The organism is Pseudomonas peli, assembly GCF_900099645.1.
Taxonomy (GTDB): domain Bacteria; phylum Pseudomonadota; class Gammaproteobacteria; order Pseudomonadales; family Pseudomonadaceae; genus Aquipseudomonas; species Aquipseudomonas peli.
In genome coordinates, this window is record NZ_FMTL01000001.1 from 420,799 (window position 1) to 447,020 (window position 26,222).

Genomic DNA, 26,222 nt, shown 5'->3' on the forward strand with positions numbered 1-26,222 from the left:
CTACCCCGCGTTTGGATTTTCTTGCGCAAGCAGGCGCAACAGCCCGGCCAGCGCGGCCTCAACCGTTTGTCGGCGAACTTCGCTGCGGTCCCCGGCAAACTGCCGGCGCACACTGAATAGCTGCTCACCATCGCCCCAGGCCAGCCAGACCGTGCCCACCGGTTTCTCCGGCGAACCGCCATCCGGCCCCGCGACACCACTGACTGCCACCGCAAAGCGCGCTCCACTATTGGCCTGCGCACCCCGCACCATGGCCTCGACCACCTCCTGACTCACAGCGCCAACAGTGGCGAACAGCGCCTCAGGAACGCTCAGCTGCTTAGTCTTCTGCCTGTTGGAGTAAGTTACGTAACCGGCTTCAAACCAGGCCGAACTACCGGGAACCCGGGTAATCGCCTCGGCGATGCCGCCGCCAGTGCAGGATTCGGCGGTTGTCACCTGGGCCTTGGTGGCAATCAGCTGTACGCCCAGCTCGGCAGCCAGTTGGGTCAGAGCATATTCATTAGCAGTCATCTGCACTCCGGGGTTAAAGCCAGCCAGGCCGATACCGTACACTAGGCGCTTTTGCGATTCAGCCGGACAGTTAAAACGATGAGCCAAAGCGACCTCAGTTCTCACACGCCGATGATGCAGCAGTACTGGAAGCTGAAAAATCAGCACCCGGAACAGCTGATGTTTTACCGCATGGGCGACTTCTACGAGATCTTCTACGAGGACGCGAAAAAGGCCGCCAAGCTGCTGGATATCACCCTGACTGCGCGCGGCCAGTCCGCCGGCCAGGCCATTCCCATGTGCGGGATTCCCTACCACTCGCTGGAGGGCTACCTGGCCAAGCTGGTCAAGCTTGGCGAATCGGTGGTGATCTGCGAACAAATTGGCGACCCGGCCACCAGCAAAGGCCCGGTGGAACGCCAGGTGGTGCGCATCATCACCCCCGGCACCGTCAGCGACGAGGCGCTGCTCGATGAGCGCCGCGACAACCTGTTGGCAGCGGTACTGGGTGACGAGCGCCTGTTCGGCCTGGCCGTGCTGGATATCACCAGCGGCCGCTTCAGCGTGCTGGAGATAAAGGGCTGGGAAAACCTGCTGGCCGAACTGGAGCGCCTGAATCCGGTTGAATTGCTGATTCCCGATGATTGGCCGCAAGGCTTGCCTGCGGAAAAACGCCGTGGCGTGCGCCGCCGCGCCCCTTGGGACTTCGAACGCGACACTGCACACAAAAGCCTCTGTCAGCAATTCGCCACTCAGGACCTGAAGGGCTTCGGCTGCGAAAACCTGACCCTGGCCATCGGCTCTGCTGGTTGTCTGCTGGCTTACGCCAAAGAAACCCAGCGCACCGCCCTGCCGCACCTGCGCAGCCTGCGTCACGAACGCCTGGACGATACGGTGATTCTCGACGGTGCCAGCCGCCGTAACCTGGAACTGGACATCAACCTGGCCGGTGGTCGCGAAAACACCCTGCAATCGGTGGTCGACCGCTGCCAGACCGCCATGGGCAGCCGCTTGCTCAGCCGCTGGCTAAACCGCCCGCTGCGTGATCGCGCTGTACTGGAAGCACGCCAGGAATCGATTGCCTGCCTGCTGGAGCGCTACCGCTTCGAGACCCTGCAGCCGCAGCTGAAAGAAATCGGCGATCTGGAGCGCATCCTGGCGCGGATCGGTCTGCGTAATGCCCGCCCGCGCGATCTGGCGCGCCTGCGCGACGCCCTCGCAGCGCTGCCCACGCTACAGATGGCCATGACCAATCTGGAAGCGCCGCACCTGAGCGAGCTGGCAGGCGTAGTCAGCACCTACCCGGAGCTGGCCGAACTGCTGGCCCGGGCGATTATCGATAACCCGCCAGCGGTGATCCGCGATGGCGGTGTGCTCAAGACCGGTTACGACGCAGAACTGGATGAGCTGCAATCGCTTAGCGAGAACGCCGGCCAGTACCTGATGGACCTGGAAACTCGCGAGAAAGCCCGCACCGGCCTGGCCAACCTCAAGGTCGGCTACAACCGCGTGCACGGCTACTTTATCGAGCTTCCGAGCAAGCAGGCCGAATCGGCTCCAGCCGACTATATCCGCCGGCAGACCCTGAAAGGTGCCGAGCGCTTTATCACGCCCGAGCTGAAGGAGTTCGAAGACAAGGCGCTGTCGGCCAAAAGCCGCGCCCTGGCCCGCGAGAAGATGCTCTATGACGAGCTGCTCGAACGCCTGATCAGCCACCTCGGCCCGCTACAGGACAGCGCAGCAGCACTGGCCGAGCTGGACGTATTGAGCAACCTGGCCGAACGCGCGCTGAATCTCGATCTCAACCGTCCACGTTTTGTCGATGAGCCGTGCATGCGCATCGACCAGGGCCGTCACCCGGTGGTCGAGCAGGTGCTGACCACGCCGTTTGTGGCCAACGACCTGAGCCTGGACGATGAAACGCGCATGCTGATCATCACCGGGCCGAACATGGGTGGTAAATCCACCTATATGCGCCAGACCGCGTTGATCGTGCTGCTGGCGCATATCGGCAGCTTCGTGCCGGCGAAAAGCTGCGAGCTGTCACTGGTGGATCGCATCTTTACCCGCATCGGCTCAAGCGATGACCTTGCCGGTGGCCGCTCGACCTTTATGGTGGAGATGAGCGAGACCGCCAATATCCTGCACAACGCCAGCGAACGCAGCCTGGTGTTGATGGACGAGGTGGGCCGCGGCACCAGCACCTTCGACGGCCTGTCGCTGGCCTGGGCCGCTGCCGAGCAGCTGGCCAAACTACGCGCCTACACCCTGTTCGCCACCCATTACTTCGAATTGACCGTGCTGCCGGAAAGCCAGCCGCTGGTGGCCAACGTGCACCTCAACGCCACCGAGCACAATGAACGCATCGTGTTCCTCCATCACGTGCTGCCTGGCCCAGCCAGCCAGAGCTATGGCCTGGCCGTGGCGCAACTGGCGGGCGTACCCAATGAAGTGATCCTGCGCGCCCGTGAGCACCTAGCGCGCCTGGAAACCACCAGCCTGCCCCATGAGCTACCGCCGGTACAGCCTGGGCAGACGGCCGCACCGATGCAGAGCGACATGTTCGCCAGCCTGCCGCACCCACTGCAGGAGGAATTACGCAAGATCAATCCGGATGATCTGACTCCGCGCAAAGCGCTGGAACTGTTATATACATGGAAGACACGCTTCTAACGTTTACCCGCGTGAACTGTTAGAATCGCGCGCATTTTTACCATTGCCCGACTTAAAGCCTGAGCCGTGGCCACTAACCCCAGCCTGCTAAAGCCCGCATAGAACGGTGCAGGCTGGCGCCCGAGGAGAGAATCAGAAATGACCTTCGTTGTTACCGACAACTGCGTGAAATGCAAATACACCGACTGCGTGGAAGTCTGCCCGGTGGACTGCTTCTACGAAGGCCCGAACTTCCTGGTGATCCACCCGGACGAGTGCATCGACTGCGCACTCTGCGAGCCTGAATGCCCTGCACAGGCCATCTTCTCCGAAGATGAGGTGCCGGAAGATCAGCAGGAATACATCGAACTGAATGCTGATCTGGCCGAAGTCTGGCCAAATATCACCGAGAAGAAAGAGTCCCTGCCGGACGCTGAAGAGTGGGATGGCGTGAAGGACAAGCTGCAGTATCTGGAGCGCTAGCACTTAGCTCCGCTATCTGCACAAAAAACCCGCCTTGCGCGGGTTTTTACTTTTCTGCAGGCCCGAAATTGCCTGAAGCAAGACCGGCAGAGTGATCTGCAAATGATGGGTACACAAAACGCGGACAAAAAAAAGGGGCGGCTCACGCCGCCCACTCTTTTGTCCCTAGTCCCTGTATTTCCCAGCTCATCATCCTGATGAATCGCGTCTTGCGATGTCCTGATTGTCTTCCTGACAACCTGTGCTTATCCCTGAGCACAGGTGTAATACTAGCGATTTCCGCCTTCCTAACAAGCGCTTAAAACTCCATCCAAATGGTCTTTAACCTTCACCAATAAAAATAAATATTGTTTAAAAACAATAACTTAAAATAACACAGAGCACTTAGCCGGCCGCCTTGCACACCAATTGCTTACGCACCCTGTAAGCAATGACTTACACAAGCACTCACAAAACTCGCCAGGAATAGCTTCTGGCGACACCCATGACGCTCACTAGAAAGTGGCTGCCATGGAACACAGGCACAAAAAACCCGGCCAAGGCCGGGTCGAGTGTTAACTCATCAAGCTCACTGGAACAGTGAGTCGCTCGACAGGCCGTTCTTCTCCAGAATTTCCCGCAGACGCTTGAGTGCTTCGACCTGAATCTGCCGAACGCGCTCACGGGTCAGGCCGATTTCCTGGCCAACCTCTTCCAGGGTGCAGCTTTCATGGCCGCGTAGGCCGAAGCGGCGAATCACCACCTCACGCTGCTTGTCAGTCAGTTCGGACAGCCACTGATCGATGCTCTGTGACAGATCATCATCCTGCAGCAACTCGCAGGGATCGGTCGGACGATCATCGGTCAGGGTATCGAGCAGGGTTTTATCCGAATCCTGGCCCAGTGAAACGTCCACCGAGGACACACGCTCATTCAGGCCTAGCATGCGTTTAACTTCACCCACCGGTTTTTCCAGCAGGTTGGCAATTTCTTCTGCCGAAGGCTCGTGATCGAGCTTCTGGGTCAATTCGCGAGCAGCACGTAGGTAGACGTTGAGCTCTTTGACCACATGAATAGGTAAACGAATGGTACGGGTCTGATTCATGATCGCCCGTTCGATGGTCTGGCGGATCCACCAGGTGGCATAAGTCGAGAAACGGAAACCACGCTCGGGGTCGAATTTCTCCACCGCGCGGATCAGGCCTAGGTTGCCCTCTTCAATCAGATCCAGCAGGGACAAGCCCCGATTGACGTAACGGCGAGCGATTTTCACGACCAAACGCAAGTTGCTTTCAATCATGCGCTTGCGGCCGGCAGGGTCGCCCTTCTGCGCCAAGCGCGCGAAGAACACTTCTTCTTCAGGGGTCAGGAGAGGGGAAAAGCCGATTTCGTTGAGGTACAGCTGAGTGGCGTCAAGCGCGCGGGTGTAATCGATGTACTTATGCTGCTTGCTGCTAGCGGTGGAAGCTTTTGCTTTGCTGCGGGAAAGTGGCGGTTGCGCTTCTTCGTCTGAATCATCGTCAAGGACAATAGCAGGCTCCATCAGGAGCACTTCATCATCGACGTCAAACTCCGGCGCTTCTTTTTTATTGAGAGCCATTTTTGTTATTCCTTGCTGAGTTCGACAGCAAGCCCTAGCGCGACCAAATCCCTGGTTACACCAAAGCCTGTCCCTCCCACGTGGTGGAGACAGGCTAGCGCAAGATCAACGTCGCGGCAGGTATTGCAGCGGGTCGACAGGTTTACCTTGGCGGCGTACTTCAAAGTGAAGTTTCACCCGGTCGGTTCCTGTGGAACCCATTTCGGCAATTTTCTGCCCGGCTTTGACCTGTTGCCCCTCCTGCACCAACAACCTGCGGTTATGTCCGTAGGCGCTTACGTAGGTATCGCTATGTTTGATGATCACTAATTCGCCGTAGCCCCGTAAACCACTCCCGGCGTAGACCACTGAACCATCAGACGCAGCTAAAACAGGCTGGCCCAATTCTCCGGCGATATCAATGCCTTTATTCAAACTGCCGTTTGAGGAAAAACGTCCGATAACCGCCCCGCTGGAAGGCCACAACCAGCCCGATGCAGAACGTTTTGTAGGCGGTAACGCAGTGACCGTTGGGGTGGTTTTCACTGGGGCTGGTGGCTGGGTCTGCACGGGCCGGGTCTGAATGGGTGTGCTCGGGCGACCGGACGGCGTGACTACGACTGGCGCAGTGGCCACCACAGGCGGACGACTGGCAGGCTGCCCATCAAAGCGAATGATCTGACCAACCCGAATCAGGTAAGGCGGCGCAATGCCATTGCGTGCAGCCAGCGCTTTCCAATCCCAACCGAAGCGGAAAGCAATCGAGTACAGCGTGTCGCCACGTTGCACCTGATACTGGCCACTGCTGACCGGCTGACGCTGCGGTGCCTGGCTGGCCCCGCCATGGGTACGATCAACCACCTTTACGCCACCCGGCGGCGGACTCGCACAGGCGCTGAGCAGCGCACCGAGAACAAGGCCACTCAACAGGGTACGAGCACTGCTGGCGCGAATCGGCAATTGAATGGCTGTGAAACTCACCTGCATCTCCCTCGGGTAAAACTGCTTACATCTTGCTGGCGTGCATTGTGCCGCAATTATGGGTTATCACCAGCGCTTTGCAGATTGCGCCCAGCCAGCCATTCGAGAGCCAGCACCAGCAGGATGCCGGCAATCGCCAGGGCAATGGCCAAGAGCAACTGCGGGTCCTGACCACTGATCTCGGCAAACTGCGCAGGCCAGAGATTGGCTTGTAGCAACGGCACCTGCTCACCATGGCTATCGGCACGCCAGGTCAGGGTTTCCTTCCAGGGCCAGATCTTGTTCAGCGAACCGATCATCAGCCCGGTGAGAAACGCCAGCGTCAGATCACGCCAGCGCGCCAGCAGCCAACGCAAAATCCCGGCAAAGCTGACAATCCCCACCAGGCAACCGCTGGCAAAAACCAGTAGCACGGTAATATCCAGGCCCTTTACCGCGGTCAGCACGAAGCTGTACAACCCCAGCAACACCAGAATAAAACTGCCGGAAATCCCCGGCAGAATCATCGCGCAAATGGCAATTGCGCCCGCAAAGAACAGGCTCAACGGGTCATGCCCCAACTGCAGCGGCGAAGCCACGGTAATCCAGTAGGCGAATGCCGCTCCCAGCACCAGGCTGACAACCCGCGTCCAGTTCCAACGCTGGACTTCGCGCACCACCAAGTGCGTGGAAACCAGAATCAAGCCAAAAAAGAACGACCACACCGGGATCGGCTGCTCATCCAGCAGGTAGGTGATCAGCCGCGCCAGGCTAAGCACGCTGGTCATGATGCCCAGCAGCAGCACCAGCAGAAACGTCGCATTGGCGGCCTTCCAGGCCTCGACGATACGCCCGCGCAGAAACAGCCCAAGGGCCACCGGCACGCTGGCAATCGAGCGCAGCAGCTCGTCATAGATACCGGTAATAAAAGCCACGGTGCCGCCGGATACGCCGGGCACAACGTCGGCTGCGCCCATGGCAATGCCTTTGGCGTAGAGCAGGAAATACTTCTTCATGAGTTCATCCGTAAACAATCGAATCAGGCCAACGGCCCATTAAGCAAGGGTACAAAGCGCACCGCATCCAGCACATGGCGGGAGAAGCCGTCTTCTTCACGGACGATCAGCAGCAGCTCCTGCACATCGCCTGCACCGACGGGAATCACCAGACGCCCGCCCAGAGCCAGCTGATCCAGCAACGCCTGCGGCACGTTGGCCGCCGCTGCGGTGACGATGATGCCGTTGTAAGGCCCCAGGGCGTTCCAACCTTCCCAGCCGTCACCCCAGCGAAACACCACATTGCGTAGATTGAGCTGGGTCAGACGATCCTTGGCTTTTTCCTGCAGGCTCTGTATGCGCTCGACGCTAAACACCCGCTCCACCAGCTGAGCCAGAATCGCGGTCTGGTAGCCCGAGCCGGTGCCGATCTCCAGCACCTTGTCCAGCGGACCAGCCGCCAGCAGCAGCTCGCTCATGCGCGCGACCATATAGGGCTGCGAGATGGTCTGGTTGTTGCCAATCGGCAGCGCCGTGTCTTCATAAGCGCGATGTGCCAGGGCCTCATCGACAAACAGATGACGCGGCGTGCGACGGATGGCTTCCAGCACATGGGCGTTGGATAGGCCTTCCTCGTAGAGACGCTGAATCAGCCGCTCGCGGGTGCGCTGCGAGGTCATGCCGATGCCGCGGTGGTGCAATTCGTCCTGTTCACGGCGGATCACAGCAAACCCTCCAGCCAGGGTTGCAGGCTGTTGAAACCGTCCATAAAGGTGCGATCCAGCTGCAGCGGAGTGACCGAGACATAACCCTGCATCACCGCATGGAAATCCGTGCCCGGGCCGCCGTCTTCGGCATCGCCGGCCACCGAGATCCAGTAACCCTCTTTGCCGCGCGGGTTGACCACCTTGACCGGTGCAGCAGCACGGGCGCGATGGCCTAGGCGGGTCAGCTGAATGCCGCGAATATGCTCCAGCGGCAGGTTGGGGATATTCACGTTGAGCACGGTGCGCGGCGGCAGATCGAGCTGCTCGTGAGCCTCGACCAGCTTGCGGGCGAAATAGGCCGCGGTGGCCAGGTTATCCGGCATGCGGGAAAGCAGGGAGAAAGCAAACGCCGGACGGGTCAAAAAACGCCCTTCGAGGGCCGCTGCGACGGTGCCGGAATACAGCACGTCATCGCCGAGATTGGCGCCCAGGTTGATGCCCGACACCACCAGATCCGCCACGTGCGGCAACAGGCCGTTAAGGCCCAGGTGCACACAATCGGTCGGCGTACCGTTCAGGCTGATATAGCCATTGGGCAGCGTGGTCGGGTGCAGCGGGCGGTCGAGGGTCAGCGAGCTGCTCGCGCCGCTCTTGTCCTGATCAGGGGCAATCACCGTGCACTCGGCATAGTCGGCCAGCGCCGCATGCAGCGCAGCAAGGCCTGGCGCAGCAACGCCGTCATCATTGGAAATCAGAATACGCATGGGTTGTCCGTCTGCCCTGCAGGCAACAGATCGACGAGCTCACGCACCAAGGCGGTGGCGAAGCATCCAGCCGGCAGGACGAATTCCAGTTGCAGAATGTCAGGCTCGGGATAATGCCACGACAGGCCGCCAATGGGGAGGCGCAGGATACGCCGTTCGTGCGTCATGTCCGCTTCTGCCAACCAGTCGACCAGAACGCTTTCGCGTGCGGCCAGATCCTGCTCCAGCGCCTGCGCCACACCGCCGGCGCTGGAGACGCCTGCGCCCCACAACGGGCCCGTCGGATGCAGATCGAGAATCGCCAGGCGCGGATCGCTGCACTCCGCCTCGCCGGCAGCAAAGAAGCTGCGGCTGTCGGTAAAGGCCAGCAGATCACCGAGCAACGCCTGATTCCAGGTGCCGGCTGCTACTCGCTCGGCCAGGACCTGATTGAACAGGTAACTGCGCGCCGCCGAGAGCACACGCGAGCGCACATTGCGCTTCTCCGGCAGGCTCTTGTTCGCCGCAAAATGCCGGGCATGGGCGACATTGCCGCCCTCATGGCCGAAGCGCTGCAAGCCGTAATAATTGGGAATGCCCTGAGCGGCGATTTGCGTCAGACGTTGATCCAGCGCCGCGCGATCCGCGACCAACTGAGTCAGGCGCAGGGTAAAGCCGTTGGCCGCATGCGCGCCGCGCTGCAGTTTGCGGGTATGCCGCACCTGCTTGAGGATGCTCAGGCTGGCATCTTCGGCGGCGCTCAGGTCGGGATCAAGCTTGCCCGGCAGGTGCAGACTGAACCACTGCCGGGTCAGGGCCTGACGATCCTTGAGGCCGGCATAGCTGATCAGCTTCAGCGGCACGCCAGCGGCGCGGGCGATGCGTTTGGCCGCTTCTTCGGTATTCAGCTCGCGCTTTTCTACCCAAAGCCAGAGGTGTTCACCCTCGCCGGCCAGGGGGATATCCAGCACTTCATCAACCTGAAAATCTTCCGCCACGGCCTTGAGCACCGCAGTACCGCAGGGCTCGCCATGGGCGCGCGGCCCCAGCAACTCGAGTTCGTTCATCGGGCGACCAACAGCGCAACGGCATGCACGGCGATGCCTTCTTCACGACCGGTAAAGCCAAGCTTCTCGGTGGTAGTGGCCTTGACGTTGACCTGATCCAGGCTCACCTGCAGATCCTCGGCAATCCGCGCACGCATGCTCTCGATATGCGGCGCCATCTTTGGCGCCTGGGCGACGATGGTGGCGTCGACATTACCGACCTGCCAGCCCTTGGCATGAACAAGGCCGAGCACATGGCGCAGCAGCACGCGGCTGTCCGCGCCCTTGAAGGTCGGATCAGTATCGGGAAAATGTTTGCCGATATCGCCCAGCGCGGCCGCACCGAGCAAGGCATCGCTCAGGGCATGCAGCAGCACATCACCATCGGAATGGGCCAGCAGGCCGAATTTATGGGGAATCTGCACGCCGCCCAGGGTGATAAAGGAGCCCTCACCGAAGCGGTGCACATCGTAGCCGTGGCCAATACGCATAAGAAACAACGCCCTGAAAAAGTCAGGGCGTGATTCTAACTGAAAGCTACAGGATCAACCCGGCTAGCTGGCCGTCGGTCAGTAGCGGTTCAGCTCAACAACGCCTTAGCGTGATGACGCAGGTGGTCATCGATAAAGCTGGCGATAAAGTAGTAGCTGTGATCGTAGCCCGGCTGCAGACGCAGGGTCAGCGGATGCCCTGCGGCCTGCGCCGCTGCCTTGAGCGCATCCGGCTTGAGCTGATTTTCCAGGAAGTCATCACGATCACCCTGGTCGACCAGAATCGGCAGCTTTTCCGTTGCTTCGGCGAGCAAGGCGCAGGCGTCCCATTCGCGCCAGCGCGAACGTTCATCGCCGAGATAGCGCGAGAACGCCTTCTCACCCCAGGGACAGTTGCTCGGGTTGCTGATCGGCGCAAAGGCCGACAGCGACTGATAGCGCCCCGGATTACGCAGCGCACAGACCAACGCACCGTGCCCACCCATGGAGTGGCCGCTGATGCCGCGCTTGTCGGATACCGGGAAGTTGGCCTCGATCAGCGCCGGCAGTTCCTGCACCACATAGTCGTACATGCGGTAATGCCGCGCCCAGGGCTCCTGGGTGGCGTTCAGGTAGAAACCCGCGCCCAGGCCGAAGTCCCAGGCCTTGTCCGGGTCACCCGGCACCTCAGCGCCGCGCGGGCTGGTATCCGGCGCAACGATGATCATCCCCAACTCGGCCGCCAGCTTGTGCGCGCCGGCCTTCTGCATAAAATTCTCATCGGTGCAGGTAAGCCCGCTCAGCCAATACAGCACAGGCAGCTTGCCGCCCTGCTCGGCCTGCGGCGGCAGGTACACGGCAAACACCATGTCGCAGCCCAGCACCGCCGACCGGTGGCGGTAACGCTTGTGCCAGCCACCGGCACTCTTCTGGCAGGAAATATTTTCCAAGGTCATTAGGCCTCCAGTGGGCGGCCATTACGGCCGCCCGACGCAATCAGAAGTGGATAACGGTGCGGATGCTCTTGCCTTCATGCATCAGGTCAAAGGCCTTGTTGATGTCTTCCAGCGGCATGTTGTGGGTAATAAAAGTATCCAGTGGGATTTCGCCCTTCTGCGCCTTTTCCACATAGCTCGGCAGCTCGGTACGGCCCTTGACGCCGCCGAAGGCCGAACCGCGCCAGACGCGGCCGGTCACCAGCTGGAACGGACGGGTACTGATTTCCTGGCCGGCACCGGCCACACCTATGATCACCGACTCGCCCCAACCCTTGTGCGCGCATTCCAGCGCCGCGCGCATCAGTTGCACATTGCCGACGCATTCGAAGGAATAGTCCACGCCGCCGTCGGTCATCTCGACGATAACTTCCTGAATTGGCTTGGCGAAATCTTTCGGGTTAACGAAATCAGTCGCGCCCAGCTCACGGGCTACCTCGAACTTGGCCGGGTTGATATCGATGGCGATGATGCGCGAAGCCTTGGCCATCTTCGCGCCGATGATTGCCGCGAGACCGATACCACCAAGACCGAAGATCGCCACGGTAGCGCCCTCCTCCACCTTGGCGGTGTTGAGCACGGCACCGATACCGGTGGTCACGCCACAACCGAGCAGGCAGACCTTCTCCAGCGGCGCTTCCTTGGGGATCACCGCCAGGGAGACTTCCGGCAACACGGTGTATTCGGAGAAGGTCGAACAGCCCATGTAGTGGTAGATCGGCTCGCCGTTGTAGCTGAAGCGGCTGGTGCCGTCCGGCATCAGACCCTTGCCCTGAGTGGCGCGTACCGAGCTACACAGATTGGTTTTGCCGGATTTGCAGAATTTGCAGGCGCGGCATTCGGCGGTGTACAGCGGAATCACGTGATCACCCACCTTGACCGAGGTCACGCCCTCACCGATCGCCTCAACGATGCCGCCGCCTTCATGACCAAGAATCGCCGGGAAAACCCCTTCGGAATCTTCGCCAGACAGGGTGTAAGCATCGGTATGACACACGCCGGTGGCGACAATGCGCACCAGCACTTCCCCGGCCTTGGGCGGCGCCACGTCGACTTCGACGATTTGCAGCGGCTGATTGGGGGCAAAGGCTACGGCAGCACGGGACTTGATCATGATCGCTCTCCAGCGGATTCAACGGTGGCGCAGAGTGTAGATCAGTGATGCGGATAGATAATCCGCCAAAAAACAAAACATTCTTGCTATACAGGGACAATCAAACCTACCAAGGATATCCACCATGAATCGCTGGGAAGGCCTCGATGAATTTGTCGCCGTAGCCGAGTGCGGCCAGTTCACCGCCGCCGCCGAACGCCTGAGCCTGTCGTCATCCCAGGTCAGCCGGCAGATCGCCCGCCTGGAAGAGCGCCTACAAACCCGCCTGTTCTACCGCAGCACCCGCCGTGTGGCACTGACCGAGGCCGGTCAGACTTTTTTACAGCACTGCCAGCGCCTGCAGGATGCCCGCGAAGAAGCCCTGCGCGCCGTAGGCGATCTGGGCAGCGAGCCCAAAGGCCTGCTGCGCATGACCTGTGCGGTGGCCTATGGCGAGCGCTTTATCGTGCCGCTGGTCACCGACTTTATGCTGCAGCATTCGCAATTGCGGGTGGATATCGAACTGAGCAACCGTACCCTCGACCTGCTGCATGACGGCCTCGATCTGGCCATCCGCCTGGGCCGCCTGCAGGACTCACGCCTGGTGGCCACCCGCCTGGCACCAAGGCAGATGTACCTGTGCGCAGCCCCCGAGTACCTGCAGCGCTACGGCAGGCCGCACTCGCTGTCGGAACTGGCGCGACACAACTGCCTGATCGGCAGTTCGGACCTCTGGAGTTTTCAGGCCAATGGCCGCGATTCCAGCCTGCGGGTACAAGGCAACTGGCGCTGCAACAGTGGCCAGGCGGTGCTGGAAGCGGCGCTGCGCGGCCTTGGTCTATGTCAGTTGCCGGATTACTACGTGCTGGAACATTTGCGCAGCGGCGCGCTGGTCTCGTTGCTGGATAACCAGCAACCACCGGACACTGCGGTGTGGGCGCTCTATCCACAGCAACGCCACCTGTCACCCAAGGTGCGTCAGCTAGTCGAGTTTCTTAAACAGGGGTTAGCGCAACGCAGCGAGTATCGCTAGCTCTTCAGGTGCCAAAGACTGGCAATACTGCGCAAATCTTCAGGGCGAGTGACCTTGAGGTTGTCCGAGCGGCCTTCGATCAGGCGCGGTGCCTGTCCAGCCCATTCGATGGCCGAGGCCTCGTCGGTAATGGCCACTCCAGCAATCAGCGCATCGGCCAGCGCACGTTGCAATTCGCCAAGACGGAACATCTGCGGGGTAAAGGCCTGCCAGATGGTCGAACGATCCACCGTAGCCTGCACCCGGCCATCGGCGCCAGCACGCTTAAGCGTATCGCGCGCCGGTACGGCCAACAGGCCACCCACCGGGTCATCAGCCAGCTCACTGAGCAGCAGATCCAGATCGCTGCGTGCCAGGTTGGGCCGCGCCGCATCGTGCACCAGCACCCAATCCTGCTCCTGAGCGCCTAGCGCTGTGAGGCGCAGCAGGCCGCTAAGCACCGAGTCAGCACGCTCAGCACCGCCATCGGCGCGCTGGATACGCGAATCGCTGGCACAACCCAGGGTCGGCCAGTAGGGATCGTCTACCGCCAGGCTGACCACTACCGCGCGCAACTGCGGATGATTGAGAAAGCACGCCAGGGTGTGTTCGATAATGCTTTTGCCGGCCAGCTGCAGGTACTGCTTGGGCCGGTCGGCGCGCATCCGGCTGCCAATGCCAGCAGCGGGGATCAACGCCCAGAAAGGAGGTAAATCAGAGGTATTCATTCAGCCAACTGATAGAGGGTTTCGCCCTCTTTGAGCATGCCCAGCTCATGTCGCGCACGCTCTTCGACAGTTTCCATACCGCTTTTCAGCTCCAGCACTTCCGCTTCGAGAATCCGGTTGCGCTCTTGCAACTGCTGGTTCTCGCCCTGCTGATCGGCGATCTGCTGCTGCAACTGGGCCACTTGCGCCAGGCTGCCATCGCCGACCCACAGGCGATACTGTAGACCTGCCAACACGGCAATCAGCACGATAAATACCCAGTAAAAGTTATTGCGCATAGCGTAAAAAGCTTCCGAACGAAAAAGGGGCGACTCGCGCCGCCCCTCTTTTACCATGCCTGGGTTCAACCACGGAACTCGGCGCGGCCTTTGTAAGGTGCTTTGCCAGCCAGCTGCTCTTCAATACGCAGCAGTTGGTTGTACTTGGACACGCGGTCCGAGCGGCACAGCGAGCCGGTCTTGATCTGACCAGCAGCAGTACCGACCGCCAGGTCAGCGATGGTGCTGTCTTCGGTTTCACCCGAACGGTGCGAGATCACGGCGGTGTAACCGGCAGCCTTGGCCATTTGGATGGCTTCCAGCGTCTCTGTCAGGGTACCGATCTGGTTGAACTTGATCAGGATCGAGTTACCGATCGACTCGTCGATACCGCGCTTGAGGATCTTGGTGTTGGTTACAAACAGGTCGTCGCCCACCAGCTGTACTTTGCTGCCGATCTTGTCAGTCAGCACTTTCCAGCCAGCCCAGTCGGACTCGTCCATGCCGTCTTCGATGGAGATGATCGGGTAACGCTCGGACAAGCCGGCCAGGTAGTCGGCGAAACCAGCAGCGTCAAACACCTTGCCTTCGCCGGCCAGGTCGTACTTGCCGTCCTTGAAGAACTCGCTGGAGGCGCAATCCAAGGCCAGGGTGACATCGTCGCCCAAGGTGTAACCGGCATTAGCCACAGCTTCGGCGATGGCGGCCAGGGCGTCCTCATTGGAAGCCAGGTTCGGCGCGAAGCCGCCTTCGTCACCAACGGAGGTGCTCAGACCACGGGCCTTCAGCACGGCTTTGAGGTGGTGGAAAATCTCGGTGCCCATGCGCAGCGCGTCGGCGAAGGTTTTCGCGCCAACCGGCTGAACCATGAATTCCTGGATATCGACGTTGTTATCGGCATGCTCGCCGCCATTGATGATATTCATCATCGGCACGGGCATCGAGTACACGCCCGGAGTGCCATTCAGGTCGGCGATGTGTGCGTACAGCGGCACGCCCTTGGCCTGAGCGGCAGCCTTGGCAGCGGCCAGGGATACGGCAAGGATGGCGTTGGCGCCCAGGGTGGCTTTGTTCTCGGTACCGTCGAGGGCAATCATCGCCAGGTCGAGGGCTTTCTGGTCAGTTGCATCTTTACCCAGCAGCAAGTCGCGGATCGGGCCATTGATGTTGGCCACGGCCTTCAGCACGCCCTTGCCCAGGTAACGGCTCTTGTCGCCATCACGCAATTCCAGCGCTTCACGCGAACCGGTGGAGGCACCGGACGGCGCGCAGGCGCTGCCCATGATGCCGCCTTCGAGAATTACATCGGCTTCCACAGTAGGGTTACCACGGGAATCGAGAACCTCACGGCCTTTGATGTCGACGATCTTTGCCATTGCGTGTAGCACTCCAAAAAATTGACGAAAAGGGTAGTACCGAGTTGCACACTCATTGCACGCCGAAGGTTAACCTAGCGTACAACATGTACCGACTATTTAGCCAGATTGTATACAAACTGCACTTTACCGGAGATTTGCCGTTTCAGGCAGTCTCAATCGGCGCAAAACTCTTGATCAAATCATCCAGCTGCTTGAGCTGGGTGAGGAACGGCTCCAGCTTGTCCAGACGCAGGGCGCAAGGGCCGTCGCATTTGGCATTGTCCGGGTCCGGATGCGCTTCCAGGAACAGACCGGCCAGACCCTGGCTCATGCCTGCCTTGGCCAGATCGGTGACCTGAGCACGACGACCGCCAGCAGAATCGGCGCGACCGCCTGGCATTTGCAGGGCGTGGGTCACGTCGAAGAACACCGGGTAGTTCATCTGCTTCATGATGCCGAAGCCGAGCATGTCCACCACCAGGTTGTTGTAACCGAAGCTGGAACCACGTTCGCAGAGAATCAGTTGGTCATTACCGGCCTCTTCACACTTGGCCAGGATGTGCTTCATCTCCTGGGGTGCGAGGAACTGGGCTTTCTTGATATTGATCACCGCGCCGGTCTTGGCCATGGCCACGACCAGGTCGGTCTGCCGCGAAAGAAACGCCGGCAACTGGATAATGTCGCAGACATCAGCCACAGGCTGCGCCTGATGCGGCTCATGCACGTCGGTGATCACCGGCACGCCGAAGGTCTTTTTGATTTCCTCGAAGACCTTCATGCCCTCTTCCAGGCCTGGGCCACGGAATGAAGTCACAGACGAGCGATTAGCCTTGTCGAAACTGGCCTTGAACACGTAGGGAATGCCGAGCTTTTCGGTAACCCGCACATACTCTTCACAGGCGCGCATGGCAAGATCGCGAGATTCGATTACGTTGATCCCGCCGAACAGCACAAACGGCTTGTCGTTGGCGATTTCAATGTCGCCAACCTTGATGATTTTCTGCGCCATATCCCTAGGCCTTCTTGGCTTTTTGCGTCAGCGCTGCAGTTACGAAGCCACTGAACAGCGGGTGGCCATCGCGCGGAGTCGAAGTGAACTCCGGGTGGAACTGGCAAGCGACAAACCATGGATGATCCGGCGCTTCCACCACTTCAACCAAAGCGCCATCGCCCGAGCGGCCGGTGACCTTGAGGCCAGCTTCGATCAACTGCGGCAGCAGGTTGTTGTTCACTTCATAGCGATGACGGTGACGCTCGACGATTACATCTTTGCCGTAGCAAGCGTGCACTTGTGAGCCAGACAGCAGCTGGCAGTCCTGAGCACCCAGACGCATGGTACCGCCCAGGTCGGAAGCATCGGTGCGCTGCTCAGTCACGCCGGTCGCATCCTGCCATTCGGTGATCAGACCGACCACTGGATGCGTGCTGACGGTGTCGAATTCGGTGGAGTTTGCATCAGTCCAGCCCAAGACGTTGCGGGCGAACTCGATCACCGCCACCTGCATGCCGAGGCAGATGCCCAGGTAGGGAATCTTGTTCTCACGGGCGTACTGCACGGTCTTGATCTTGCCTTCCACCCCGCGCAGGCCGAAACCGCCCGGAACCAAAATGGCATCAACGCCTTCGAGCAGGTCGGTGCCTTTGTTCTCGATATCTTCGGAATCGATATAACGCAGATTGACCTTGGTACGATTCTGGATGCCGGCATGGCTCATCGCTTCGATCAGCGATTTATAAGCATCCAACAGCTCCATGTACTTGCCGACCATGGCGATAGTGACTTCGTGCTCCGGATTCAGCTTGGCATCGACGACACGGTCCCACTCGGACAGGTCGGCACCGTTGCATTCCAGGCCAAAGCGCTCGACGACGAAATCATCCAAGCCCTGGGCATGCAGCACGCCAGGAATTTTGTAGATGGTGTCGACGTCTTCCAGGGAGATCACCGCACGCTCTTCAACGTTGGTGAACAGCGCGATCTTGCGACGCGAGGAAATATCGATCGGGTGGTCGGAACGGCAGATCAGCACGTCTGGCTGCAGGCCGATGGAGCGCAGCTCTTTCACCGAGTGCTGAGTCGGCTTGGTCTTGGTTTCGCCAGCGGTGGCGATATACGGCACCAGAGTCAGGTGCATGAGCATGGCGCGCTTGGCGCCTACTTCCACACGCAGCTGGCGGATGGCTTCGAGGAACGGCTGCGACTCGATGTCACCCACCGTGCCGCCGATTTCAACCATGGCCACGTCAGCATCGCCAGCACCCTTGATGATGCGGCGCTTGATCTCGTCGGTGATGTGCGGGATGACCTGAATGGTCGCGCCCAGGTAATCACCACGGCGCTCGCGGCGCAGCACGTCTTCGTAGACGCGGCCGGTGGTGAAGTTGTTGTTCTGGGTCATGGTGGTGCGGATAAACCGCTCATAGTGGCCCAGGTCAAGGTCGGTCTCAGCGCCGTCGTGGGTGACGAACACCTCACCGTGCTGGAACGGGCTCATGGTGCCCGGATCGACGTTGATATAGGGATCCAGCTTGAGCATGGTGACCTTCAGGCCCCGCGCCTCCAGGATAGCCGCCAATGAAGCCGAGGCGATGCCTTTCCCCAATGAAGAAACAACACCACCCGTGACGAATATGTAGCGCGTCATGAAAAACCCTAGAAGTCTGCGTTTAAGCGGTCAATGCCGCCGGGAAAAGCGAAGGAATACCGAAGCGGCCAATTGCAATACACCGCAATTAGCTAACCCTGCCGATTCCCAAAGGGAGTCAACAAAAGCTGTAGTAAGACGGGAGCGTAGTCTACCGGAAAGGGCTTATCAGCTCAAACCTTGATCATTCGTCGGTGGCTGCCAATGCAATTGCCAACTGCCATCGGCGGCGCCCTGCAGACCTGGCAGGTTGGCAATCGCCACAACCTGGTTATCCAGACGCAGCAACGGCAGGCGATCACGGACAAAAGCCGGTACGCGCAGCTCATTGAACAAGCGCTTGAGATCGCGATGCCCACGTCCCGGTAAAAGAAGCTGATCGCCGCCCTGCCGGTAACCCAACTGCCAGTTATCCGCAGGTAACTGACCGTCAATTCGCACACTGCCGTTAGCGGGCAATGTCACCTGCTGATTACCTTGCACCGCCACATTGACCGGTACTGGAGAGCACAGCCAATCACCCGCCAACCACCACAGCCGCTCATCACTGCGATGCAACTCCCCTGCCGCCAGCTTCCAGATTGGCGCTGCATCCGGCGCTGCATCGCGCAGCGCCTGCCAGCCGGCCCAGTGCTCACTATCTGGCATCGCCGTCAGCGGACGCAGCCAGTAACGCAGGGCATTGCGCTGGCGCGGCTCACTCAGACTGCGCAGCGCTGGCAGTGCCAGATTTGGTAACCGCAGCCAGGCAAACTCGGTTGATACCTGCGCGGCGGATATATCCTGCTGCGCCAATTCATCGAGCAACTGCGCGGCCTCACTCAAGTGCGCGGCGCTACGGGCCATACTGGCTGAGGCCTGTGGCCAGCGACCAAGCAGCGCAGGCAACACCTGACGACGCAGGTAATTGCGCGAAAAGCGCTCATCGGCATTTGACGGGTCTTCGACCCAGGACAACTTGTGCTCACGGGCATAAGCCAACAGCTCATCGCGCGAGCAGTTGAGTAGTGGCCGAACCAGCTGCCCCGCTCCCAATGCACGACTCACTGGCATGGCCGACAACCCCTGCACGCCAGCACCGCGCAACAGGCGAAACAACAGGGTTTCAGCCTGATCATCACGATGCTGTGCAGTCAGCAGCAGTTCACCTGCGCCAAGACGAGCCGCAAAAGCCGCGTAACGAGCCTCGCGCGCCGCACGCTCAAGACTGGCGCCTGGAGCAACCTGAACATATTCAACCTGCAACGGCACAGACAAAGCCGCGCACAGCTCACGGCAATGCGCCGGCCAGGCATCAGCCGCAGCCTGCAGGCCGTGATGAATATGAATGGCGGAAAGAGGCGGCAATGCCTCGCGTTGCGCGAGGCTGGCCAGCAGGTGCAACAGCACCGTGGAATCCAGCCCGCCGGACAAGGCTACACACCAGCCCGAGGCACTACGCCAGGGCTGGAGGGCATCACGCAAACGAATATGCACAGGAGTCATCGGCCAAGCTTAAAACAACAACGGGCCCGAAGGCCCGTTGTATGCGCAGCTGCCGAGCAATCAGGCAATTCCGTAGCTCATCAGACGCTCATAGCGACGCTTGAGCAGCGCGTCGGTATCAAAGGTCTTGAGCATTGCCAGCTGTGTCAGCAAAGCCTGACGCACCGATTCGGCTGCAGCAGCCGGGTCGCTGTGCGCGCCACCGAGTGGCTCACCGATCACCTGATCAACAATACCCAGGCCTTTCAGGCGCTCGGCAGTGATGCCCATAGCCTCGGCAGCATCCGGCGCTTTTTCTGCGGTTTTCCACAGAATCGAGGCGCAACCTTCCGGCGAGATCACCGAATAGGTGGAGTACTGCAGCATGTTCAGCTGATCGCACACACCAATCGCCAAGGCACCACCGGAACCACCCTCACCGATTACAGTGGCTATGATCGGGGTTTTCAGGCGCGCCATAACACGCAGGTTCCAGGCGATGGCTTCGCTCTGGTTGCGCTCTTCGGCGTCGATGCCTGGGTAGGCACCCGGGGTGTCGATAAAGGTCAGGATCGGCATCTTGAAACGTTCGGCCATTTCCATCAGGCGGCACGCCTTGCGGTAGCCCTCCGGACGCGGCATGCCGAAGTTGCGGCGCACCTTCTCGCGAATCTCACGGCCTTTTTGGTGACCGATAACCATCACCGGCTCACCATCCAGACGGGCAACGCCGCCCACCAGTGCCGCGTCGTCGGAGAAGTGGCGGTCGCCATGCAGCTCATCGAACTCGGTAAAGATGTGCTGCAGGTAATCCAGGGTGTAGGGACGGCGTGGGTGGCGCGCCAGCTGGGCGATCTGCCAGCTGCTCAGGTTGCCGAAAATGCTTTCGGTCAGCGAGCTGCTCTTGTCCTGCAGGCGGGCGATTTCATCGTTGATGTTCAACGAGTTGTCGTTACCGACCAGGCGAAGCTCTTCGATCTTGGCTTGCAGGTCGGCGATCGGCTGTTCGAAATCGAGAAAATTCGGGTTCATAGTCATCCGTCTTGCGTCGACGGCCAAGTGGCCGGGAGCTGTATCCGTTATCGCGCCCTACCTTATAGCAGCAGGCGCATTCAGGTCGACACCCGGTTCTGTACGAAAGCCTTCAAAACAGAACCCACTGGGTATCACGACCGACCGGCGAAGCCTGAGCCTCGCAAATCAGCGGTAGTGCAAAAAGACGTTGTCGCGGCCGAACTGGTCACGCAATGCCTGAATCAGACTATCAGCCGGTTCAATGCGCCAGCCTTCGCCAAACTGCAATTGCGCCTTGGCGTCACTGCCGCTGTAGTCGACGGTGATCGGGCACGCACCGCGATGACGGCCGCACAAGTCGGCCAGCCAACGTAGACGATCGCCCTGCAAGGCGCTGCTGGCGACCTTCAGACGCAAGCTATCGGCCAGACCGGTTCGCGCTTCTTCCAGACTCATCACCCGTTTGGCACGCAGGCGCAGACCACCGGAGAAGTCGTCATTACTCACCTCGCCTTCGACCACCACCAGGGCGTCGGTCTGTAACAAGGCTTGAGCACTGTTAAACGCTTCGGCAAACAGAGAGGCCTCGATCCGCCCGGAACGGTCATCGAGGGTGATAAAGCCCATCTTGTCGCCCTTCTTGTTCTTCATCACCCGCAGGTTGACCACCAGACCGGCAATTGTCTGATCGCCGCGTGCGGCTTTCAGGTCGACGATGCGCTGGCGGGCAAACCGCCGCACTTCGCCTTCGTACTCATCAATCGGGTGACCGGTCAGGTACAGGCCCAGGGTGTCTTTCTCACCTTTGAGGCGCTCTTTCAGCGCCAGCTCACGGGCACGCAGATGATTGAGGTAAACATCCGCATCGGCATCGGCAAACACCCCGCCGAACAGGTCCATATGCCCGCTCTCGGCGCTGCGCGCGGTCTGTTCGGCGGCCTGCACGGCTTCCTCCATCGCACCAAGCAATACCGCGCGATTGCGATCGATATTGGCCTTGTAGGCTTTCAGCTCTTCATGGAAGTGCGGCCCCAGACGATCCAGTGCACCGCTGCGAATCAGCGCTTCGAGGGTGCGCTTGTTGATGCGCTTGAGGTCGACGCGCGAACAGAAGTCGAACAGATCCTTGAACGGTCCGTCCTGACGCGCCTCAACGATGGCCTCCACCGGCCCCTCGCCCACGCCCTTGATCGCGCCCAGGCCGTAGACGATCCAGCCTTCGTTGTTAACCGTGAATTTGAACTCGGAGATGTTCACGTCCGGCGCATCGAGGCGCAGCTTCATGCTGCGGCATTCCTCGATCAGGGTGACCACCTTGTCGGTGTTGTGCATATCCGCCGACAACACTGCCGCCATAAAGGCCGCCGAGTGGTGCGCCTTGAGCCAGGCCGTCTGATACGAAAGCAAGCCATAGGCAGCGGAGTGGGATTTGTTGAAGCCGTAACCAGCGAACTTTTCCACCAGATCGAAGATGTTACCCGCCAGGTTCGCATCGATCCCGTTGCTGGCGCAGCCTTCGATAAAGCCACCGCGCTGCTTGGCCATCTCTTCGGGTTTTTTCTTACCCATGGCGCGGCGCAGCATATCCGCACCACCGAGGGTGTAGCCGGCCATGACCTGGGCGATTTGCATCACCTGTTCCTGGTACAGGATGATGCCGTAGGTCGGTTTCAGCACCGGTTCCAGACCCGCGTACTGGTAGTCCTGATGCGGGTAGGAAATCGGCTCACGACCGTGTTTACGGTTGATAAAGTCGTCCACCATGCCCGACTGCAACGGCCCTGGACGGAACAGGGCCACCAGAGCGATCATGTCTTCCAGACAGTCCGGCTTGAGCTTTTTGATCAGCTCCTTCATGCCGCGTGATTCAAGCTGAAACACCGCGGTGGTCTCGGCTTTCTGCAGCATGCTGAACGTCGGTTTGTCGTCCAGCGGGATAAAGTCGATGTTCAGATCCGGCAAGCCCTTCTTGGCCTGCTCGCGGTTGATGGTTTCCATCGCCCACTTGATGATCGTCAGGGTACGCAGGCCGAGGAAGTCGAACTTCACCAGGCCGGCGGATTCCACATCATCCTTATCGAACTGGGTGACCAGTCCGCCGCCTTCGTCATCGCAGGCAATCGGCGAGAAGTCGGTGAGCTTGGTTGGCGCGATCACCACACCACCAGCGTGCTTGCCGGTGCCACGACAGATGCCTTCGAGCTTGAGCGACATTTCCCAGATTTCCCGGGCGTCTTCGTCGACCTTGAGGAAGTCGCGCAGCGGCTCTTCCATCTCGTAGGCTTTTTCCAGGGTCATGCCGACTTCGAAAGGAATCATCTTCGACAGGCGGTCCGCCAGCCCGTAGGACTTGCCCTGCGCCCGCGCCACGTCACGCACTACCGCCTTGGCCGCCATGGTGCCGAAGGTGATGATCTGGCTCACCGCATTGCGGCCGTATTTCTCGGCCACGTAATCGATTACCCGGTCGCGGCCGTCCATGCAGAAGTCGACGTCGAAGTCGGGCATGGAAACCCGTTCCGGGTTGAGGAAACGCTCGAACAGCAGGTCATAGGCCAGCGGGTCAAGGTCGGTAATTTTCTGCACGTAGGCCACCAGCGAACCGGCACCCGACCCACGGCCTGGGCCCACCGGCACGCCGTTGTTCTTCGCCCACTTGATGAAGTCCATTACGATCAGGAAGTAACCGGGGAAGCCCATCTGGATGATGATATCCAACTCGAAATTCAGCCGGTCGATATAGACCTGACGCTTCTCTTCGTAATTCGGTGTGGTTTCCTTAGGCCAGAGCACAGCCAGGCGCTCTTCCAACCCCTCGAACGAGACCTGGCGAAAGTACTCGTCCATAGTCAGGCCGGCTGGTACCGGGAAATCCGGCAGGAAGTACTTGCCCAGCTGCACTTCGATGTTGCAGCGTTTGGCGATCTCGATGGTGTTTTCCAGCGCTTCCGGCAGGTCACTGAACAGCTCGGCCATCTCCTCCGGCGTTTTCAGGTACTGCTGATCGGAATAAGTGCGCAGACGGCGCGGGTCATCCAGGCTGCGACCTTCGCCGATGCACACGCGGGTTTCGTGGGCAGCGAAATCGTCCTGCTTGATAAAGCGCACATCGTTGGTCGCTACCAGTGGCGCGCCGACCTTATCAGCCAGGGCGACGGCGGCATGCAGATGCTCTTCGTCGTTGACCCGATTGGTGCGCTGCACTTCCAGGTAAAAACGCTCGGGGAACACCGCCATCCACTCGCGCAGTATGGCTTCGGCCGCCGCCGGCTCGCCATCGAGCAAGGCATGGCCGACTTCGCCTTCTTTCGCGCCGGACAGGGCAATCAGGCCTTCGGCCGCTTCCTTGACCCAGTCACGCTGGATGATCACCAGGTCATTGCTCTGCCCTTCGCTCCAGCCGCGCGAGACCAGTTCAGTGAGGTTGCGATAACCCTTGGCATTCATCGCCAGCAGGGTCATGCGGCTGAGCGGGCCATCTTCATCGGCACTGGCCAGCCAGATGTCGGCGCCGCAGATCGGCTTGATACCGCCGCCCATGGCGGCCTTATAGAACTTCACCAACGAGCACATATTGCTCATATCGGTAACCGCTACCGCCGGCATTCCAGCTGCCGCCACCGACTTGATCAGTGGTTTGACCCGCACCAGCCCGTCGACCAGGGAAAATTCGGTGTGCAAACGCAGGTGGACGAACGAAGCGGTCATGGCAGTCCTATACAAAACGCAAAAACGACAAGGCTGGGATTGTACAACCGCAGCAGCGCGCGACAAGCGCTACCGGGCACAGGATAACGAGGGAATTTCGCCAGCGTTGTGTCAGTCGTCCAACAACGCACGTACCGGGCCAAAGGAGCGCCGGTGAATCGGGGTCGGCCCCAGGCGCCGCAGTGCTTCCAGGTGTACCGGGGTGGGGTAGCCTTTGTGGCCGGCAATGCCGTAACCGGGGTATTGCTGATCAAGCAGCTGCATCTCGCGATCACGACTGACCTTGGCCAGAATTGATGCCGCAGCAATCGCCGGCACCTGGCTATCGCCCTTGACCACAGCTGCGCTGGGCACCTGCAGTTTCGGGCAGCGATTACCATCAATCAGTGCCAGCTTGGGCGTGACACTCAGGCCCTCAACCGCGCGCTGCATGGCCAACATGGTGGCCTGCAGGATATTCAGCTGGTCGATCTCTTCCACCTCGGCACGGGCGATGCACCAGGCCAGGGCTTTTTCACGAATCTCGTCGAAGAGTTTTTCCCGACGCGCCTCGGTCAGCTTTTTCGAATCGTTCAGGCCGAGAATCGGCCGCGCCGGATCGAGAATCACCGCCGCCGTTACCACGGCGCCGCAAAGCGGGCCACGGCCGACTTCATCGACACCGGCCACCAGCTCCTGCACCAAAGTGAAATCCAGCCCGAGCTGCATCAGCCGCGACCTGTCAGCTGCAGTACAGCCTGGGCCGCTTGCACCGAAGCGTCACGTCGCAGCGCCCGGTGAATCACATCAAAGCCTTCAGTTTGCACCTCGCCGCCATCCAGCAGCGGAGCCAGCAACTGGGCCAATGCTTCAGGCGTCGCAGCGTCCTGAATCATCTCAGGTACCAGCAAACGCTCAGCCAGCAGATTCGGCAGGGAAATATAAGCGCTGGTAACCAGACGTTTGAGGATGCGATAGGTCAATGGCGCAACTTTGTAAGCCACCACCATCGGCCGCTTGTACAGCAGGGCCTCAAGGGTTGCCGTACCGGATGCGATCAGCACCGCATCACAGGCGGCCAGCACCTCATGGGAGCGGCCGTTGAGCAAGGTCAGCGGCAGATCACGGCCCACCAGCATCTGCTCAAGCTGTGCGCGACGCTCCGGGCTGGAGCACGGCAAAACAAACTGGATACCGGGGCGCAAGGTGCGCAATCGCACGGCGGCATCGAGAAACAGGCTACCTAGGCGCGACACTTCGCCGCCACGGCTGCCCGGCATCAGGGCGACCACCGGCTGATCATGAGATAGATTCAGCGCCTCACGGGCCGCAGCACGATCTGCCTGCTGCGGGATCGTATCGGCCAGCGGGTGGCCGACAAAACGCACCGGTACCTGATGATCTTGATAGAACTGCGCCTCGAACGGGAACAGGGTCAGCATCAGGTCGCAGGCTTCGCGAATCTTCAGCACGCGCTTCTGCCGCCAGGCCCATACGGACGGGCTGACGTAATGCACGGTCTTGATGCCAGCCTGACGCAGCTTGAGTTCTAGGGTCAGGTTGAAATCCGGCGCATCGATGCCGATAAACACATCCGGCTTTTCGGCAATCAGGGTGTTGATCAGACGTTTGCGCCGCGACAGCAATTCGGGAAGGCGACCCAATACCTCGACCAGGCCCATCACCGACAGACGCTCCATCGGAAAATAGGAATTCAGCCCCTGGGCTTGCATCAGCGGGCCACCGACACCGATAAATTCGATCTGTGGGTATTGGGCTTTGAGGGCCTGCATCAGGCCCGCACCAAGAATATCGCCAGACGCCTCGCCAGCGACCAGCGCGACACGCATCAGGTCAGTCATA

General features: G+C 60.1%; 23 protein-coding genes. 3 read left to right on the plus strand and 20 right to left on the minus strand.

The genetic code is table 11. From position 1 onward, the window contains the following. Positions 1–513: a CinA family protein gene (locus BLO50_RS02125; RefSeq protein ID WP_090251125.1), complete on the minus strand. Its 513-nt coding sequence runs from the start codon at positions 511–513 to the stop codon at positions 1–3. Between the two features lie 78 nt (positions 514–591). On the opposite strand from BLO50_RS02125, the gene mutS reads away from it, so the two are divergent. Then, positions 592–3,165, plus strand: coding sequence for a DNA mismatch repair protein MutS (mutS, locus tag BLO50_RS02130; protein ID WP_090248345.1), 2,574 nt, complete (start codon positions 592–594; stop codon positions 3,163–3,165). Between the two features lie 138 nt (positions 3,166–3,303). Next, complete coding sequence (gene fdxA, locus BLO50_RS02135; protein WP_090248347.1) at positions 3,304–3,627, plus strand: ferredoxin FdxA; 324 nt, start codon at positions 3,304–3,306, stop codon at positions 3,625–3,627. A gap of 568 nt (positions 3,628–4,195) precedes the next feature. Here fdxA and rpoS read toward each other — a convergent pair. The 9 genes from rpoS to BLO50_RS02180 all read right to left on the minus strand — a co-directional run bounded on the left by rpoS (position 4,196) and on the right by BLO50_RS02180 (position 12,215). After that, on the minus strand, positions 4,196–5,206 hold the full coding sequence (gene rpoS / locus BLO50_RS02140) for an RNA polymerase sigma factor RpoS (protein WP_090248349.1): 1,011 nt from the start codon (positions 5,204–5,206) through the stop codon (positions 4,196–4,198). A gap of 105 nt (positions 5,207–5,311) precedes the next feature. Further along, a complete protein-coding gene (locus tag BLO50_RS02145; RefSeq protein WP_244152823.1) occupies positions 5,312–6,166 on the minus strand; it encodes a peptidoglycan DD-metalloendopeptidase family protein in 855 nt (284 codons plus the stop codon). 56 nt (positions 6,167–6,222) lie between these two features. Further along, a complete protein-coding gene (locus BLO50_RS02150; protein WP_090248352.1) occupies positions 6,223–7,161 on the minus strand; it encodes a polyprenyl-phosphate transporter in 939 nt (312 codons plus the stop codon). 23 nt (positions 7,162–7,184) lie between these two features. Continuing rightward, positions 7,185–7,820: a protein-L-isoaspartate(D-aspartate) O-methyltransferase gene (locus BLO50_RS02155; RefSeq protein WP_167354445.1), complete on the minus strand. Its 636-nt coding sequence runs from the start codon at positions 7,818–7,820 to the stop codon at positions 7,185–7,187. A gap of 41 nt (positions 7,821–7,861) precedes the next feature. Then, entirely contained in the window at positions 7,862–8,611 is a 750-nt protein-coding gene (surE, locus tag BLO50_RS02160; protein WP_090248353.1) for a 5'/3'-nucleotidase SurE, read from the minus strand. After that, on the minus strand, positions 8,599–9,657 hold the full coding sequence (truD, locus tag BLO50_RS02165) for a tRNA pseudouridine(13) synthase TruD (protein WP_090248355.1): 1,059 nt from the start codon (positions 9,655–9,657) through the stop codon (positions 8,599–8,601). The genes surE and truD overlap by 13 nt, the downstream gene beginning before the upstream one ends. After that, positions 9,654–10,127 carry a 2-C-methyl-D-erythritol 2,4-cyclodiphosphate synthase gene (gene ispF, locus BLO50_RS02170; RefSeq protein ID WP_090248356.1) on the minus strand — a complete coding sequence of 158 codons (474 nt, stop codon included), beginning with the start codon at positions 10,125–10,127 and terminating at the stop codon, positions 9,654–9,656. The genes truD and ispF overlap by 4 nt, the downstream gene beginning before the upstream one ends. Positions 10,128–10,216: 89 nt before the next feature. Beyond that, complete coding sequence (gene fghA, locus BLO50_RS02175) at positions 10,217–11,062, minus strand: S-formylglutathione hydrolase (RefSeq protein WP_090248358.1); 846 nt, start codon at positions 11,060–11,062, stop codon at positions 10,217–10,219. A 40-nt stretch (positions 11,063–11,102) separates the two neighbouring features. Next, entirely contained in the window at positions 11,103–12,215 is a 1,113-nt protein-coding gene (locus tag BLO50_RS02180; protein WP_090248360.1) for an S-(hydroxymethyl)glutathione dehydrogenase/class III alcohol dehydrogenase, read from the minus strand. A 124-nt stretch (positions 12,216–12,339) separates the two neighbouring features. On the opposite strand from BLO50_RS02180, the gene BLO50_RS02185 reads away from it, so the two are divergent. Next, positions 12,340–13,227, plus strand: a complete 888-nt coding sequence (locus BLO50_RS02185; protein WP_090248362.1) for a LysR family transcriptional regulator — start codon at positions 12,340–12,342, stop codon at positions 13,225–13,227. Here the strand turns inward: BLO50_RS02185 and ispD are convergent. The 10 genes from ispD to lpxB form a co-directional block, all read right to left on the minus strand. Then, a complete protein-coding gene (ispD, locus tag BLO50_RS02190; protein WP_090248363.1) occupies positions 13,224–13,934 on the minus strand; it encodes a 2-C-methyl-D-erythritol 4-phosphate cytidylyltransferase in 711 nt (236 codons plus the stop codon). The genes BLO50_RS02185 and ispD overlap by 4 nt on opposite strands. After that, on the minus strand, positions 13,931–14,212 hold the full coding sequence (gene ftsB, locus BLO50_RS02195; protein WP_090248365.1) for a cell division protein FtsB: 282 nt from the start codon (positions 14,210–14,212) through the stop codon (positions 13,931–13,933). The genes ispD and ftsB overlap by 4 nt, the downstream gene beginning before the upstream one ends. A gap of 65 nt (positions 14,213–14,277) precedes the next feature. Beyond that, the gene (eno, locus tag BLO50_RS02200) at positions 14,278–15,567 is read right to left on the minus strand and encodes a phosphopyruvate hydratase (protein ID WP_090248367.1); all 1,290 of its coding nucleotides are present in this window, start codon (positions 15,565–15,567) and stop codon (positions 14,278–14,280) included. A gap of 145 nt (positions 15,568–15,712) precedes the next feature. Next, a complete protein-coding gene (kdsA, locus tag BLO50_RS02205; protein WP_090248368.1) occupies positions 15,713–16,558 on the minus strand; it encodes a 3-deoxy-8-phosphooctulonate synthase in 846 nt (281 codons plus the stop codon). A gap of 4 nt (positions 16,559–16,562) precedes the next feature. Further along, on the minus strand, positions 16,563–18,194 hold the full coding sequence (locus tag BLO50_RS02210) for a CTP synthase (RefSeq protein ID WP_090248370.1): 1,632 nt from the start codon (positions 18,192–18,194) through the stop codon (positions 16,563–16,565). A gap of 168 nt (positions 18,195–18,362) precedes the next feature. Further along, complete coding sequence (tilS, locus tag BLO50_RS02215; RefSeq protein ID WP_090248371.1) at positions 18,363–19,679, minus strand: tRNA lysidine(34) synthetase TilS; 1,317 nt, start codon at positions 19,677–19,679, stop codon at positions 18,363–18,365. A 60-nt stretch (positions 19,680–19,739) separates the two neighbouring features. Further along, entirely contained in the window at positions 19,740–20,690 is a 951-nt protein-coding gene (locus tag BLO50_RS02220; RefSeq protein ID WP_090248373.1) for an acetyl-CoA carboxylase carboxyltransferase subunit alpha, read from the minus strand. A gap of 168 nt (positions 20,691–20,858) precedes the next feature. After that, positions 20,859–24,380 (minus strand): DNA polymerase III subunit alpha, encoded by a 3,522-nt coding sequence (dnaE, locus tag BLO50_RS02225; RefSeq protein WP_090248374.1) that lies wholly within the window; start codon positions 24,378–24,380, stop codon positions 20,859–20,861. A 111-nt stretch (positions 24,381–24,491) separates the two neighbouring features. Then, positions 24,492–25,088, minus strand: coding sequence for a ribonuclease HII (gene rnhB, locus BLO50_RS02230; RefSeq protein ID WP_090248376.1), 597 nt, complete (start codon positions 25,086–25,088; stop codon positions 24,492–24,494). Beyond that, positions 25,088–26,221, minus strand: coding sequence for a lipid-A-disaccharide synthase (gene lpxB, locus BLO50_RS02235; RefSeq protein ID WP_090248377.1), 1,134 nt, complete (start codon positions 26,219–26,221; stop codon positions 25,088–25,090). Before lpxB ends, rnhB begins: the two co-directional genes overlap by 1 nt. Position 26,222: the final 1 nt, after the last annotated feature.